The 14,651-nt window shown below is 72.3% G+C and carries 12 protein-coding genes; 8 read left to right on the forward strand and 4 right to left on the reverse strand.

The window, feature by feature from the left end:
- The first annotated feature begins 35 nt into the window (after nucleotides 1-35).
- Nucleotides 36-941 carry an ABC transporter permease gene (locus GOBS_RS26210; protein ID WP_012948125.1) on the forward strand — a complete coding sequence of 302 codons (906 nt, stop codon included), beginning with the start codon at nucleotides 36-38 and terminating at the stop codon, nucleotides 939-941.
- A gap of 89 nt (nucleotides 942-1,030) precedes the next feature.
- Here GOBS_RS26210 and GOBS_RS09765 read toward each other — a convergent pair whose 3' ends face one another.
- Entirely contained in the window at nucleotides 1,031-1,783 is a 753-nt protein-coding gene (locus GOBS_RS09765; protein ID WP_012948126.1) for a DUF4386 domain-containing protein, read from the reverse strand.
- A gap of 159 nt (nucleotides 1,784-1,942) precedes the next feature.
- Here GOBS_RS09765 and GOBS_RS09770 point away from each other — a divergent pair, with 159 nt between their 5' ends.
- Together GOBS_RS09770 and GOBS_RS27310 are read left to right on the forward strand one after the other, a co-directional pair.
- Entirely contained in the window at nucleotides 1,943-4,579 is a 2,637-nt protein-coding gene (locus GOBS_RS09770; RefSeq protein ID WP_012948127.1) for a BTAD domain-containing putative transcriptional regulator, read from the forward strand.
- Nucleotides 4,510-5,286: a hypothetical protein gene (locus GOBS_RS27310; RefSeq protein ID WP_166487346.1), complete on the forward strand. Its 777-nt coding sequence runs from the start codon at nucleotides 4,510-4,512 to the stop codon at nucleotides 5,284-5,286. The genes GOBS_RS09770 and GOBS_RS27310 overlap by 70 nt, the downstream gene beginning before the upstream one ends.
- Here the strand turns inward: GOBS_RS27310 and GOBS_RS25370 are convergent.
- The gene (locus tag GOBS_RS25370) at nucleotides 5,268-8,693 is read right to left on the reverse strand and encodes an AfsR/SARP family transcriptional regulator (protein ID WP_012948128.1); all 3,426 of its coding nucleotides are present in this window, start codon (nucleotides 8,691-8,693) and stop codon (nucleotides 5,268-5,270) included. The two genes, GOBS_RS27310 and GOBS_RS25370, sit on opposite strands and share 19 nt — an antisense overlap.
- Before the next feature lie 149 nt (nucleotides 8,694-8,842).
- Here GOBS_RS25370 and GOBS_RS09780 point away from each other — a divergent pair, with 149 nt between their 5' ends.
- Nucleotides 8,843-9,859, forward strand: a complete 1,017-nt coding sequence (locus tag GOBS_RS09780; protein ID WP_041242104.1) for an NAD(P)-dependent alcohol dehydrogenase — start codon at nucleotides 8,843-8,845, stop codon at nucleotides 9,857-9,859.
- Nucleotides 9,860-9,897: 38 nt separating this feature from the next.
- Complete coding sequence (locus GOBS_RS09785) at nucleotides 9,898-10,593, forward strand: DUF4386 domain-containing protein (protein WP_012948130.1); 696 nt, start codon at nucleotides 9,898-9,900, stop codon at nucleotides 10,591-10,593.
- A 111-nt stretch (nucleotides 10,594-10,704) separates the two neighbouring features.
- On the opposite strand, the gene GOBS_RS09790 is transcribed toward GOBS_RS09785, so the two are convergent.
- Entirely contained in the window at nucleotides 10,705-11,634 is a 930-nt protein-coding gene (locus GOBS_RS09790) for a transposase family protein (protein ID WP_166487347.1), read from the reverse strand.
- A gap of 310 nt (nucleotides 11,635-11,944) precedes the next feature.
- On the opposite strand from GOBS_RS09790, the gene GOBS_RS09795 reads away from it, so the two are divergent.
- The 3 genes from GOBS_RS09795 (at nucleotide 11,945) to GOBS_RS09805 (ending at nucleotide 13,986) form a co-directional block, all read left to right on the forward strand.
- Entirely contained in the window at nucleotides 11,945-12,406 is a 462-nt protein-coding gene (locus GOBS_RS09795) for a GtrA family protein (RefSeq protein ID WP_012948132.1), read from the forward strand.
- Nucleotides 12,407-12,484: 78 nt separating this feature from the next.
- Nucleotides 12,485-12,943 (forward strand): DUF6069 family protein, encoded by a 459-nt coding sequence (locus GOBS_RS09800; protein ID WP_012948133.1) that lies wholly within the window; start codon nucleotides 12,485-12,487, stop codon nucleotides 12,941-12,943.
- A 584-nt stretch (nucleotides 12,944-13,527) separates the two neighbouring features.
- Complete coding sequence (locus GOBS_RS09805) at nucleotides 13,528-13,986, forward strand: hypothetical protein (RefSeq protein WP_166487348.1); 459 nt, start codon at nucleotides 13,528-13,530, stop codon at nucleotides 13,984-13,986.
- Between the two features lie 96 nt (nucleotides 13,987-14,082).
- Here GOBS_RS09805 and GOBS_RS09810 read toward each other — a convergent pair whose 3' ends face one another.
- Complete coding sequence (locus GOBS_RS09810) at nucleotides 14,083-14,586, reverse strand: MarR family winged helix-turn-helix transcriptional regulator (RefSeq protein ID WP_012948135.1); 504 nt, start codon at nucleotides 14,584-14,586, stop codon at nucleotides 14,083-14,085.
- Nucleotides 14,587-14,651 lie beyond the last annotated feature (65 nt).

Consider the following 14,651-nt stretch of genomic DNA (forward strand, 5'->3'; position numbering starts at 1 on the left):
ACGACCCCGACCGGCCACACCCTCAGGAGCGCAGCATGAGCACCATCCTCACGGCAGAGCCCACGAGCCCGACCGCCGTCCGGGTCCCGGTCCGCGTCCGGCCCGTCACGCCGGCCCGGGTCCTGAACAGCGAGTGGATCAAGATGCGGTCGCTGCGCTCGACGACACTGACCCTGATCGCGGCGGTCGTGACGATGGTCGCGGCCGGGTGGGTCTTCGGCTGGGCCGCGACCCGGCAGTGGTCCACGATGCCACCGGAGGCGCTGGCCTCCTTCAGCCCGATCGACACCACCCTTGCCGGGTACAACCTGGCGCAGCTCGCCGTGGGCGTGCTCGGTGTCCTGCTGGTCACCGGGGAGTACGCCACCGGCATGGTCCGGGCGACGTTCGGCGCGGTGCCCCGACGGCTGCCCGTGCTGTGGGCCAAGGCCACCCTCTACGCAGGCGTGACCTTCGCGCTGATGCTGGCTGCCGGGTTCGCCGCCTTCCTTGGCGGCCAGCTCCTGGGCACGCACGGGACGGACCTGTTGGCTCCCGGCGCCCTGCGGGCCCTCGTCGGCGTGGCGGGCTACCTCACCCTGATCAGGGTGTTCGCCGTGGCGCTCGGCTTTCTCGTCCGCAGCCCGCAGGCGGCATCGCGGCGCTGTTCGGGCTGCTGCTCGTGCTGCCCGGGCTGGGGTTGCTGCTCCCCTCGAGTTGGCAGGACCTCCTGCCGTACCTACCCAGCAACGCCGGCGCCTCGATGGTCAGCACGCACATCGCCGATGGCAACCTGTCGGCCTCGGCAGGCCTCCTGGTGCTGCTGGCCTGGGTCGCCGGGGCGCTGGCCGGCGCCGGCCTGCTCCTCCGGCGGCGCGACGCCTAATCGTCGGTGCCGCAACCCCGCCGCCGTCGTCGCGCTCACCTCGACCGACCGGAACTCCGAGCCGTCGCCGGCCTGAGCGCGCACGTCCGTCCCAGGACCCGGCCGCCCCGCAATCGCGGGACGGCCGGGTCCTGCGTCGTAGCGGTCCTGGATGATCGGCCGGGGTCAGATCGCGGCCGGGGGGCGGTCGGCCGGCAGGGGCGGGTCGGCGGGGGAGGGGGACCTGACGCCCTTGAGCAGCAGCCAGACGACGAGCGCGATCTCACCCGGGCCGGTGAACGCGGCGATGTTGATCGGGTAGTCCGACAGCAGGAGAGTGCCGAACCGATCGATCAGGTAGCCCGCACCGACGACCAGGTACACGACGCCGAGGACCCTGGGCACGGTCACCGATCGGAACGCCAGGTAGCCGATCGCCATCAGATGGGCGCCGAACAGGATCAAGGCGGCGTTCCAGATGTCGTAAAAGGCGTCGATGCCCTCCATCGCCTGGTCCGGGTCACCCGACAGGGGGAGGACGCCGGCGAGCGTGCCGATCCCGACCAGGAACACCGAGGCGTAGGCCACCCGCAGCCAGGCGGCGAACATCGAGGCCACGCGGTCGACCGGCGCGAAGAGATGGAAGAGCGCGGCGGCGACGACGATGTCGAGCACGGCCACCACGGCGAGGCTGGCGACGGCCGAGCGGAACAGACCTTCGGAACCCGCGAGGTCCTGCACCGTCGCGGCGGCATCGCCTGGGGTGACGAGACCGTCGAGGACGACGAAGCGCGCGTACGGGGTCAGGATCGCCATGGCGAGGAGTCCGATCCCCGCGACGAGGCTCGCGGTGCGGATGGATAGACCAGGGACGTCCGGGCGGGGCTGGTCCGGAACGCGGCGGCCGACGCTGAAGGTGGGGCTCTGCACTGTGGTCATGACGGGACCGTGACACCCGTGGGTGGAGCACCGGTCGGGGACCGGTGGAGCCCGGGTCGGACGCCGTCACCCCACCGCCGCAGGCACGAGAGGGACGCCGCGTGCCCCGGGCGGGCGACGAGCGTGGGAGGGTGAGGGCCCGAGGGCGGGAGCAGCCCGGTGGTGCAGATCCAGCTCTTGGGTGGCGTCGGTGTCACCGCCGATAACGGAACGCCGGTGGACGTCGGCCCGGCGAAGTGCCAGACCGTGCTGGCGGCGCTCGCCCTATCCGCGGGGGCGCTCCTCCCGGTGAGCCGGCTGGTCGAGTTGGTGTGGGCGTCGGAACCCCCTCGGACGGCGGCCAAGACCCTGCAGTCCTACGTCGTCCGTCTCCGTCAGGGACTCGGTCCGGGAGCCATCGTCCGGATCGGCGCGGCCTACGGACTGTCGGTGGCCGCGGACGCGGTCGACGTGACGCGTTTCCGGCGACAGCTCGGCCTCGGGAACATCGAGGCCGCGCTGGCGGAGTGGACGGGACGTCCCCTGGCCGGGCTGGCGGCGCCGGCTCTGGACCCCATGGTGGACGGGCTCGTGGAGTTGTGGCTAGGCGCGGTGGAGACCGACCTCGAGCGGCGCCTCGAGACAGATCCGCAGGCCACGATCGGCCCGCTGACCGAACTCACCGCGGACCATCCCTTCCGCGAGGGCCTCTGGTCGGTGTTGATGACGGCCCTCTACCGGGTCGGCCGACAGGCAGATGCGCTGGCGGCGTTCCAGGCGGCACGTCGGCACCTCGTCGAGGGCCTCGGAGTGGAACCCGGCCAGCGCCTGCGCGACCTCGAGTCCAGGGTCCTGGAACAGGACGAACACCTGCGCGGACCGGTCCCGTCGGGCTCGGGGTCAGGTCGTCCCACGGGGACGGTGACGTTCGGCTTCTGCGATGTCGAGGGCTCGTCGCAGTTGTGGGGAACATATCGGGCGAAGATGGCCGCGGCGATGGCCCGCCTCGACACGGTGGTGCGGGAATCGGTGCACCACCAGGGCGGACACGTGTTCACCAGCGGCGGCGAGTCCTACGGAGCGGCGTTCCACCGCGCCGACGACGCCGTCGCCTGGGCCACGGAGCTGCAGGTGGAGGTGAGCACCGAGCCGTGGCCGGGAGGTGTCGAGCCGCGGTTGCGGATCGGGTTGCACACCGGCGAGGCCGATGAACGGGCCGACAGCTACTTCGGCCCGGCCGTCAACGCGGCGGCGCGCCTGGCCGCCGCCGGTTCCGGTGGTCAGACCCTGATCTCCGGGACGACCTCGGACCTCCTCGACTGCAGCGACCTCCACCACCTGGGCACCTATCGTCTCGAGGGCGACGCAACCGGACGACGCATTCTCCAGCTGGGCGAGGGCGAGCACCCGCCGTTGCACGCCGACGACTTCCGCCGAGGCAATCTCCCTCGTCGACCGGGCCGGCTCTTCGGCCGGGAGAGCGACCTCAATGGCATCGCCGACGCCCTTGCGTGGTCGCCGGTCGTGACGTTGCTGGGTCCGGGCGGGATCGGCAAGACACGGTTGGCACTGGCCGCGGCGCGGCGGCGGGACGCCCATCTCGGCGGTGCAGCGTGGCTCGTGGAACTGGCTACCGTCAGCTCGTCGGGCGATATTCCCCGTGTAGTTGCCGACGCGTTGGAGGTGTGGGAGACCGCGGGGTGCACGCTGACCCAGTCGATCGTCGCGTTCCTGCAGGGCGCTGCTCCACTCGTGGTTCTGGACAACTGCGAGCACGTCCTGGACGGTGCCGCCGCGCTCGCCTCCGCCATCGCCGAGGGATGCTCGGGCGCGCGGGTGCTGGCCACGTCCCGGGAGGCCCTGGGCATCGCCGACGAACAGCTCATACCAGTGCCACCTCTGGACCCAGCCGGGCCGGGCGCCGAGCTGTTCACCGAGCGCGCCCGGGCCGTGTCGTCGACGTTCGACCCGCACGCGCACCGAGGCGAGATCGAGGAGATCTGCCGTCGCGTCGATGGACTCCCGCTTGCCATCGAGCTGGCCGCCGCCCGCACCCGGACCCTGACCCCGCCCGATCTGGTGGAGCGACTCGGCAGCCGCCTCCGGCTCCTGACCGGCGGCCGCCGGACCGGCGCGGAGCGCCACCGGACCCTGCGGGCGACCATCGCCTGGTCCCACGACCTGCTCACGCGCGACCAACGGGCGGCCCTCCAGCGGCTCTCGGTCTTCGCCGGCCCGTTCGACCTCGACGCTGCCGAACAGGTGGCCGGTGATGACGAGCTGGACTCAGCCGATGTCGACGACCTGCTGCAGGATCTGGTCGAGCGGTCGATGCTCGCGGTCGAGTCCGCCCCGTTCGGCCGACGTTTCCGGATGCTCGAGACCGTCCGGGAGTTCGCCGCCGAGCAGCTCCGACACGGCCCCTCGTCCCGGGTGGTAGCTGACCGGCACGCGCACTGGTGCCTCGGCCAGATCGCCCACGTCCACCAGCTTCTCGTCGGCCCGGGCGAGAACGAGGGGTCGCCCGGCTCGGCCAGCTCTGGCCTGACCTCCGCGCCGCGGTCGACAGGGCCGTGCGCGCCGGCGACCGGGAGCTGGCCGGCGCACTCGTCCGCCCCGTCGCCACCGAGGTCAACCTCCGGAGGCAGACCGAGATCAGCGAGTGGGCCGAGCGGATCCTGGCGATCACCCCCCGGACCGACGCCGACCAGGTCCTCTACTGGCTGGCCTGCGCCGCCTACCGCTACATGCAGGTCGGCGATCACGCCGGCTACGAGGCGCTGGTCCACCGCTACGGGCAGCCCGACCACGCGCTGATCCGTTTCACCCGCGCCTACTTCCACGACGACGGACAACAGCTCCTGGACTGTTCACCCGAGGCAGTGGCCTGGCTCCGCCGGCGAGGCGAGGAGCACGCGGCCGCCCTGACCGAGATCGCCGGCGTCGGGGCAGGACTGTTGAGCACCGGGCAGTTCAATCAGCTCGACGGCTTCGTCTCCGCTCTGGCCGAGCGGTACCGCATCCACGGGCCGCCGACCCTGCGCTACGTGACCCTGTCGATGCTCGGCCACTCCGCCTCGTTCCAGGGTCGGCTCGACCAAGCCGACCAGCTGTTCGAGGAGGCGGCCCGTGTCGACGTCCCGGACCGGACCAGCTCCGTCAATCCTCCCGTCGAGGCACGAGCGGCGTTCCGGCGCGGGCAGCGGTCACGAGCCTTCCGGATCCTGCGTGCCCATGTCGCCGACCTGCTGGCCACCGGCTACACGGACAACGTCAGGCTCGCCGCCGCCGAGTTCGTTACGATGATGGCGGCGATGGACCGGCTGCCTGATGCCGCACGCGTCCTCGGCTACCTGTCGAGAGCGGGCGACCTGGGAACCCGGGCTGTCCAGACCCTGGTGCCCGATGAGGCCGGCACGCCAGAGCCCCACTCAGCCGGCCGACAACTCGATGCCCGCGAAGCACTCGAGTGCATGCGCGACATCTTGAGGGAGCTCACGGAGGATCAGCTGATCGCGGACTGATCCGTACCCGCGCCGGGACCCGTGGCAGCCCACCGTTCCGCGTCCATGCTCCCGAGGAGCTCGTCGAGCACGTCCCGCATAAACGTCAGGGCCCCGCGGGCGTCCGGGTCTCCGCGGAGGTGGTCGACCAGGGCCGGGTCGGCTTCCATCCGGCGCACTGCGTCAGCGATGAGGCTCTCCCGCGCGAGGAGGGCGAACCTGCCGGTCGTGTCGAGGTAGGGCAGCACGTGGGCCGCATCGGCGAGGCGGTCCGTGGCCGCCATCATGGTGATGAACTCGACGGCGATCATGCGCGTCACGTCCGTGTGGTCGCTGTCGAGGAGCGTGTGGATGTTGTCGCGCAGGAGCCGGTACGCCCGCGGGTGGTCACCGGCGGCGAAGGCGAGCCGCGCCTGCGCCGTCTGCAGGATCCGGTAGGTCCCGGCCGGGAGCTCCAGCTGCTCGGCCTGCGAGAACAACCGGGCCGCGTCGTCGTGCCGGCCCTGGTACTGGGCGGCGTAGCCGCGCAGGCCGAGGGCAAAGTACCGGAGGGTGGCCGGGCCGTGGAGGCGGTGTCGCTCCGCCATGCCCGCGGCCACGGCGTCGAGTTCATCGAAGCGCTGCAACACGATGAGGGACGCCGCGACACCGGACACGTCCAGGATGTCCGCCGTGCGGTGCTCGCCGTGCTCGCGCAACCACGCGACCGCGTCCGTCGAGGCGGCGTGGGCGTCCACGTCCACGTCCGACAGGTAGGTGTGGTTGAACCGGATCACGGGATGATCCCGGTGGCCATGGCGTCGCACGAGTCCGTCGAGTGCCTCGCGGTCTCCGGCCTGCGCATGCCGGTGCCCGGCCCACAGCAGCCAGTAGACCCGGCGGAAGTCGTCGTCGGGTGGCGTCAGCTCGAGGATCCGTTCGGCCCAGTCGCCGATCTGGACCCGCCGCCGGAGGCTGACCTCGGGGGCGACGGGGCGCACCAGGGCGTCGGCCAGGCCGAGGTCCCCGGTGGTGGCGGCCCAGCCGAACGCCGCGCGCAGGTCGGGCCACAGCTCGGCGAGCCGGGCGACGCCCTCGACCTCGTCCTGCCCGGTCAGCAGCCGGCCGATGTCCGCCGTCCGTTCGCGGCACCACTCGGCGTGGCGCGCGGCGACCGTCTCCCGGTCGCCATGTGCGGTGAGTCGGTCGAGCGCGAACTCCCGCAGGGTCTCCAGCAGGCGGAATTGCCGGCCGAAGGGGCCAGGGCCGACAGTGACGATCGAGCGCTGCACGAGGTCGCCGAGCAGCCGGTCGGTCTCCACGGCGTCCAGCTCCTCGCGCCCTCCGACCGTCTCCGCAGCGGACAGGTCGAAGGGACCGGCGAACACCGCCAGCCGTTCGAACAGCAGCTGCTGGGGGTGTGACAGCAGGTCGTAGGACCACTGCACGGTGGCCTGCAGGGTCCGGTGACGCTCCGCGCTGCCCCGGCTGTTGCCGGCCAGGAGCCGGAAGCGGTCGTCGAGCCGATCGAGCAGCTGGGCCGGTGTCAGGTGGACCGTGCGTGCGGCGGCGAGCTCGATCGCCAGCGGCAGACCGTCCAGGCGACGGCAGATCTCCTCGACCTCCGTCCGCACGTCGTGCAGGTCGAACGTCGCGTCCACGGCGCGGGCCCGCTCTGCGAAGAGCTCCACCGCGGGGCCGGTCACGTCCAGCGGCTCCACCCGCAGCAGCTGTTCGCCGGGGATGGCCAGCGGTTCGCGGGAGGTGGCCAGGACCAGCGTGTCCCCGCCGGCGGCCGCGATCGCCCGGGCCAGCGCTGCCGCGCCGGCCACGACGTGTTCGCAGTTGTCCAGGACGAGCAGAGTCGGACGCGTGCGCAGCGTCGCCACGATCGAATCGCTCAGGGTCCGGCCGGCGCCGCCGATGACGCCGAGGGTCTCCGCGATCGTGGCGGGCACGTCGGCGTCGTTCGAGATCTCGCCCAGCTCGGCGAGCCAGACCCGCCAGGGGCCCTGGGTCCGAGCGTGCCGAGCGGCTGCCAGTGCGAGCGTGGTCTTGCCGACCCCACCGGGGCCGACCAGGGTGACGACCGTCGATGCCTCCAGTGCGTCGGCGATGGCCGCGAGGTCTCGCTCGCGGCCGAGGAGCCGAGGGGTACGGCCGGGGAGGTCGCCCCGCCCCGTAGAGGCGGTCCGCGGCATCGGGTGGTCGCCGTCATCCAGCTGGAGCACGGTGCGTTCCCCGGCCATGCCGTCGAGCCGGTAGGCGCCGAGGTCTCGGAGGTCGTCGCGTTCCAGCAGCGCGGCCGTCACCGCTGACAGGAGGACCTGCCCACCGTGGGCGGCGGCCGCCAGCCGCAAGGCGGTGTGCACCGCCAGCCCGAAGTAGCCGCCGCCGTGTTCCGCGGTCTCGCCGGTGTGCAGCGCCACCTGGAGGCGCAGCTCGATCCCGCCGGGCCAGGACTCCGAGTCGACCGCGAGCTGCAGGTCGGTCGCCCACGTGGCCGCATCGTCGGCCCGGTGGAACGCCACGCCGATCGACTCGCCGGCGGCGACGACGCTGGTACCGCCGTGCCGCTCGGTGACGTCGCGGACGACGGTGTCCAGTCGGGTGATCGCCTGAGCCATCTTGCGACCCTGCTGGGCCCACAGCAGCGTGGCATCGGCGACCTCGGCGAAGCCGAACGTCACGGTCCCGGTCGGTCCGGGCCCGGGCGCTGGCCCCGGTGGGCCCGCCGCCGCGGCGCTGCCCTCGAGCTGCTGGTCGTGGGCGAGAATCTGCGCCTCGACCCCCCGCAGGCGTGGGCCCGGTTCGACGCCGAGCTCGTCGATCAGGTGCTCCCGGGCGCGCTGGAACGCGGACAGCGCATCGGCCTGTCGTCCCGCTCGGTACAGCGCAATCATCAGCAGGGCCCACAGCTCCTCGCGGAACGGGTGAGCCGCGGTCTGCTCGGTCAGGGCAGCGATGACGGCCGCCGGGTCGGTGGACAGCCGCCGGCGCAGCCGGTCCTCCGTCGCGTCCATCCACTGGTCCACCAGTGCGTCTGCCGCGGCCTGGAGTCCGGGTGCCTCCAGGCCGGCCAGCGGGGTGCCGCCCCAGGCGTCCAGCGCGCCGTCGACGTCCCCGGCGCTCAGCAGCCGACGGAACCGGGCCACGTCGACCTGGTCGGGGTCCAGCGCGAGTCGATAGGTCCCGCCGCTCCGGGTGATCGCCGCCGCCCCAAGCCCGCGGCGCAGCTGCGCGACGTACCCCTGCAGTGTCTTGTCCGCGGTGCGGGGCGGGTCGTCGGGCCACACCACGTCGATCAGGCGTGAGGCCGGCACCGGTTCGCCCGCCGACAGCGCCAGCGCGGCCAGCAGGACACGGCACTTCGGCGACCCCACGTCCAGCGGGGTCCCCTCGCCGTCGATGGCCGTCACACCGCCGAGGAGCCGGACCTCCACCACCACGCCAGCCCTTCCGCTGCTGTACCTCCGCACCGTCCCCGGGTCTGCACCCGGTTCCCACCGGACTCCCACCGCAGCTCCACCGGCGCCTGCCACCGTCGGTCTACCAGCTCGAGGCGCACCACCGACGACAGGTTGCTGCCATGCCCACCATGACCACCTCCCGAGCCGCCCGCATGCAAGCGGTTGTGCAGGACCGGTACGGGACCCCGGAGGTCCTGCAGGTCCGGCACGTCCCGCGTCCGGCCATCGCAGAGGACGAGGTCCTCGTCCGCGCTCACGCCGCCGGTGTGGACCGGGGTGTCTGGCACCTCATGACTGGGCTGCCCTACGCCGTACGCCTCGCGGGTTACGGAATCCGGGCACCGAAGGGCCCCGTCCTCGGCGGGGACGTCGCCGGCGTCGTCGAAGCCGTCGGTGCCGCGGTGACCCGCTTCCGCCCCGGTGACGCCGTCCTCGGCATCGGCACCGGCGCGTTCGCCGAGTACGTGCGGGCCCGCGAGGACAAGCTCGTGCCCAAGCCGGCCGAGCTCACCTTCGTCCAGGCCGCCGCGCTCCCCGTCTCCGGCCTGACGGCCCTGCAGGCGGTGCGCGACCACGCCAACGTCCAGCCCGGCCAGCAGGTCCTCGTCCTCGGCGCATCGGGCGGCGTCGGGACCTACGCCGTGCAGCTGGCCAAGGCCCGGGGTGCCACCGTCATCGGGGTCTGCCGCACCGCGAAGGTCGACCTCGTGCGGGCTCTCGGCGCCGACCAGGTCGTCGACTACACCCGCACGGACCCGACAGATGGCAGCCGTCGCTACGACCGGATCCTCGACATCGGGGGCAGCACCCCGCTGTCCAGCCTGCGGCGTGCCCTCACGCCGGCGGGACGGCTGACGATCATCGGTGGCGAGACCGAGGGGCGGTGGCTCGGCGGCTACGACCGCACGCTCCGGGCGCCACTGCTGTCGATGTTCGTCCGCCAGGACCTCGGCAGGCCCTGGGTCTGCTCCGAGAACCACGTCGACCTGGCCGTGCTGGTCGAGCACGTGGCCGCAGGTGAGGTCACCCCGCTAGTCGACCGGACCTTCCTGCTCTCCGAGGCCGCCGCCGCGATCCGGCACCTGATCGACGGACGGGCCGGCGGAAAGGTCGTCATCACCGTCGACGCCACCACCCACCGCTGACCAGTCCACCCATTTAGCCACGAGAACCGGAGACCGCCATGACCACCCAGGTCGACACCACGACCCGATCCCGCAATGCCAGGAACATGACCGCCGCGTCCGACGGTGCCTACGACCCCACGACCCGGAAGGCTGCCATTACCGCGGGACTGCTGTTCCTCACCGCCACGGGAACGTTCCTGCTCGGTGACTCGCTCGTCCTCGGCTACTTCTCGACGCCGACCACCGGCAGGAGCAGCCTGACCTCCGGCGTCGCGCTGCAGGCCGTGTGCGCGCTGGCGAACGCCGGCATCGGTCTCGCCCTGCTCGGGGTGCTGAGCCGCCACGGCAAGGGACTCGCCAGGGGCTACCTGTTGGTCCGCTGCCTGGAGGCTGTCACCATCCTCGCCATCGGTGTCTACATCCTGGCAACCACCAGCCTGGTGGCCAACTACGAGGTCATCATCTACGGCTTCACGGGCACCGCCGGCCTCATGCTCTCGTACGTCTTGCTCAGGGGCCGACTGGTCCCCACCTGGCTCTCGTGGCTCGGGCTGGTGGGCTATGTCGCGATCCTGCTCGCCATCCCGAGCACGCTGCTCAACATCGCCACCCTCGACTCGGGTCCCGGCATGCTCCTCTACGTGCCCGGCGCGCTGTTCGAACTGCTCCTGCCGATACTCCTGATCACGCGCGGGTTCCGCCGTACCAGCAGGCACGCGCCGACGGTCCGGTCCACCGTGCTCACGGCGTAGGGCTTGGGCTGGTCATTGCCGCAGCAACGCCGTCGCGGGGAGCCGAGGGTGCTCAGGGCTGACCCAGGATGCCGATCAGGACCGTCCGATGCCTGTTCAGGGCGGGTTTGCTCACGCGGCGGTGCCGGCCGGAAGAGCCTTCGGTGGGCGGTGGAGCTGGCCCGGTCGTGGGGTTCGTTCCTGGCTGGAGACCAGTCCGGCGACCGCGGGCAGCATCGTGTCCAGGTGCTCGCGGCGGCCGAGGTGACGTGACAGGGCCCGCCAGTTCTTCAGGTGGCCGATGCCGTGCTCCACGCGGATCCGCTTGGCCGAGTGAGCCCGGCGTTCGGCCTCGTGCGCCACAGCAACGGCGGGGAAGACCGGGATCTGGTTCTTCCGCCGGGCCGGCCGCGGAGTGAGGACCGCGCCGGCGGTCTGGGTGCTCAGGCCCTGATACCCGGCGTCGGCGAGCAGGGTCACGCTCGGGGTGCGGGCCAGCAACTCGACCAGGCCGGCCTGGCGCACCTGGGTCAGATCGTGAATGGCGCCCGGACGGGTCTGCCCGCAGAACAGCAGCCGCCCAGCGGCATCGGTGATCACTAGCGCCTTGACCGTGTTGGCGCGGGCCTTGCCCGAGACGAACCGAGCCCGGCCGGCCCGGTGGGCCGCCGGGCGGCGCACCCGGACCTCGGTGGCATCCAGCAGGCCGACCCGCCCGCTGGCGCCCAGATGAGCGACCACGTCGGCCAGGGTGCGCAGCCGGACCCCGCCGTCGACGGTGCAGCCGCGTTCGGCCAGCAGCGGGCGGACCTCTCCGACCGCGCGGGTGATGGTGGAACGGGACACCCCAAACCAGCAGGCCAGCACGTCATGGGTGACTCCGTGGCGCAGGTGCACCAGGGTGGCCAGCAGCCGGTCGAGGAACACCAGCCGGTACCGGGCACCGGCTCCGACCGCCCGCCGCCGGGGCCGATCGGCCAGCCGCGCGTCCTGGCGCGCCTGCCAGCGCGGGCCCAGCTCGGCGACCAGCTCGGCCAGCACCTCTCGAGACAGTCCGGTCACCCGGCGATCGGCGACAGCGGCGGCGCGGGGAAGAGTGCTCGACACATCACGACCCTGCTCGTCCTGCACACAGCACGGTCAAGTCGTCGGGCTAACCATGCACGAGGTTGTAAGTCCTCGCGGAGCACGGTGTCGTCGGCTCCTTCTCTTGACGCGGTCCCTAGTCGACACGGTCCCTCGTCGACACGGTCCCTCGTCGACACGGTTTAAGGCAGGCGGGCGTAGCACCGATCTGTAGTTGCTTGACACAGCAAGTAATTTCCCTGTACATTCACTTGCGCAATCAAGTCACCGCTCGAGGAGTCCTTCGATGAACGTCGTCAGCAGGAGCCGATCGCTCGTGGACCGGCTGCGCAGCGACGAGGGGCCGGCCCAGTTCGCCCGGTTCGTCGTCGTCGGTGGCCTCTCGAGCGCGGTGTACGCCCTCCTCTTCCTGGCCCTGGCCGGGTTCGGCGACCAGGCGGCCATGGTCGCGGGATCGGTCGCCTCCTCCGTGCTGGCCAACGAGTTGCACCGCCGGCTGACCTTCCACGCCGGCGAGCGGGTGACCTGGCAGGCCGCGCAGGCGGAGGGCGGGGCGCTCGTCGTCGCCGGGATGGTCCTGACCGGCCTCGCGCTGTACGGGTGGGACGCCGTGGCTGGCCCGGGCAGTGCGCTCACCGACCTGGCGGTCATCGCCACCGTCACCGCGACGATCGGGCTCGTCCGGTTCGCCGCACTGCGCTGGCTGTTCCGGCCGCCCGCCCACGCCCCCGCCCTGGCCCTGGCCTGAGTCCGCGGCCCTCCCGGCCCCATTGCCGGACGCGATGCCGCTGTCCGGATCCGCCCATCCCTGTTCAAGGAGCACATCATGACCAGCCGCCCCGCCGTCGCCACGCCCAGCGCCCCGGAGTCGACCGCACCCTCCGGAGCTCGTCACCCGCTCGCCGCCGCGATCGGGGTGGCCACCGTCTGCTCCGCAGTCGTCAACTCCGTGATCGCCGCCATCGCCCGCGGCCCGCTTGACGCCTCGCCGGACTTCCAGCCGCTCACCGCGCCGGTCTTCCTGATGTGGACGGTCGTCGGCACCGTCGTCGGGGCGCTGGGGTGGCGGCTCATCACGCGGCGCAGCGCCCGCCCCGCGCGCCTGCTGCGCTGGCTGGTCCCCACAGTGGTCGTGGTCTCCCTCGTCCCGGACCTCCTGCTGCTCGCCGCCGACTCGATGCCCGGCACCAGCGTTCCCGCCGTGCTCGCCCTCATGGCCATGCACGTCGCCACCGCAGCGGTCGCCGTCCCCGCCTACCAGCGGTTCCTGCCCGCCACCGACTGATCCGACGCGGGCGGGCCGGGTGGTCGGGCAGGCCCGCCCGCAGCCGCAGTCGACTCCGAAGCAGCCAGTGCTCGATCATGCTCGTGGGCGGTCGTCGACCGCACCGCCGGATCCGTGGCCGAGAGATCTGCGCCGTCGCGTGAGAAGAGGTGCCATCGAAGCGGTCGAGGAGCCGCGGTGGTTGACCGCGGAGGAGCAGCAGACCTGGCTGGAGCTGATCGGGGTACTCACCTGGCTGCCCGACGCCATCGACGCCCAGCCGCAGCGCGCACCCTCCACAACAGACCGGCGGGCAGGTCGACTGGCCGCACAACCCACCGGACACGACGTGACCTCGACCGGACACGGGAACCGGGTGAGCGACCGGTACCGACCGGGCGTCCGTGGACGGGCGTGCACGTGGAGCCACGAGCAGCGATCCTGGCGGGGGTCGGGGAGTGGCTGCCGCGGCCAGGAGGAGGGTCTGACGTGTGGGGTCGCCGATCGGTCACCGGGCCGGCCAGGTGAGCAGACTCAGGTTGCCGCGGCGCGCCGGCCGGGCAGGTGGACCGGACGACCTGCCCCGCGAGGACGTCGCGAGCCGCGTGTCCGCCTACGTGTACGGCAACGTCCTGGTGATGGCGGCGTTGATCGCACTGCACCCGGACGAGCTGCGGGGACCCACGGGCGTGCTCTACCTGCTGGGGGTGGGGGTCTCGACCTTCGTCGCGCACACGGTGGGTGAGGCGGTCGGGCTGCGGGTCCGCGAGGGCCGATCGCTGGACACGACTGCTGTCCGGCGGGAGATCCGGAATGCACTGCCCATCGTGACGACCGCCGGCGCACCCATCGCGATGCTGCTGCTGGCGTGGACCGACCTGGTGGACGCCGACGTGGTGCTCGTCCTGGCGCTTGGGCTGGTCGACGTCAGGCTGGCCCTGTTGGGCTCGGTGGTGGCGTGGGTGTCCGGGGAGCGCAGTTCGACCCGGGTGTTCCTGGCGGGCTTCGTCCTGGCGGTCGTCGCCGCTGCCACGGCCGTGCTCAAGTGGCAGCTGACGCACTGAGCAGCGGTGACCGGGACTGCGGACCGGTGGCCACCGATGGCGGAATGACGGCGGCGCAGACGGTGGCGCCCTACCGGGACGTCGGCACTCGGGGAATCAGGGGGTGTCCGGCGTCGCCAGGGTCGGGAGGCATCCGCCTGGGCTGACGACCTGCCGGATCCGGGTGGCGATCTCGTGCAGCTGGCGGACCTGGGTCCTGGTCAGCGGGTCGAGGACCAGGCGGCGGACCTCGGCGACGTGGCCGGGGGCGGTGGTGACGACCTTGTTCCAGCCGGCGTCGGTGAGCACGGCCAGGGTGGCGCGGCCGTCCTCGGGATCGGGCCGGCGGATCACCCAGCCACGCTTGTCCAGCCGGTCGACGGTCCGGGACAGCCGGGTCAGCGACCCGTTGGCCAGCGCGGCGACCTCGCTCATCCGTCGGGTGCGCTGCGGGGCCATGGACAGCATCGCCATCACCTGGTACTCGAAGTGGCTGACGCCGGCGTCGCGCTGCAGCTGGGCGTCGATGGCGTCGGGCAGCCAGGTGAGCACCCCGATCAGCTCCAGCCAGGTCTGCTGCTCCTCCGCGGTCAACCACCGCGGCTCCTCGACCGCTTCCACGACACCTCTCCTCGCTTGATCGAGCAATGCGACACACCGACACAGTTACTTGACGGTGCAAGTAC

The sequence above is a fragment of the Geodermatophilus obscurus DSM 43160 genome (assembly GCF_000025345.1).
Classification (GTDB): Bacteria; Actinomycetota; Actinomycetes; order Mycobacteriales; family Geodermatophilaceae; genus Geodermatophilus; species Geodermatophilus obscurus.

Bases quoted from the DNA above. Each gene is read 5' to 3' on its own strand.
- GOBS_RS26210 (WP_012948125.1), top strand. From the start codon at position 36: ATGAGCACCATCCTCACGGCAGAGCCCACGAGCCCGACCGCCGTCCGG.
- GOBS_RS27310 (WP_166487346.1), top strand. From the start codon at position 4,510: ATGCAGGTCGGCGATCACGCCGGCTACGAGGCGCTGGTCCACCGCTAC.
- GOBS_RS09780 (WP_041242104.1), top strand. From the start codon at position 8,843: ATGACCACCTCCCGAGCCGCCCGCATGCAAGCGGTTGTGCAGGACCGG.
- GOBS_RS09795 (WP_012948132.1), top strand. From the start codon at position 11,945: ATGAACGTCGTCAGCAGGAGCCGATCGCTCGTGGACCGGCTGCGCAGC.
- GOBS_RS09800 (WP_012948133.1), top strand. From the start codon at position 12,485: ATGACCAGCCGCCCCGCCGTCGCCACGCCCAGCGCCCCGGAGTCGACC.
- GOBS_RS09765 (WP_012948126.1), bottom strand. From the start codon at position 1,783: ATGACCACAGTGCAGAGCCCCACCTTCAGCGTCGGCCGCCGCGTTCCG.
- GOBS_RS09785 (WP_012948130.1), top strand. From the start codon at position 9,898: ATGACCACCCAGGTCGACACCACGACCCGATCCCGCAATGCCAGGAAC.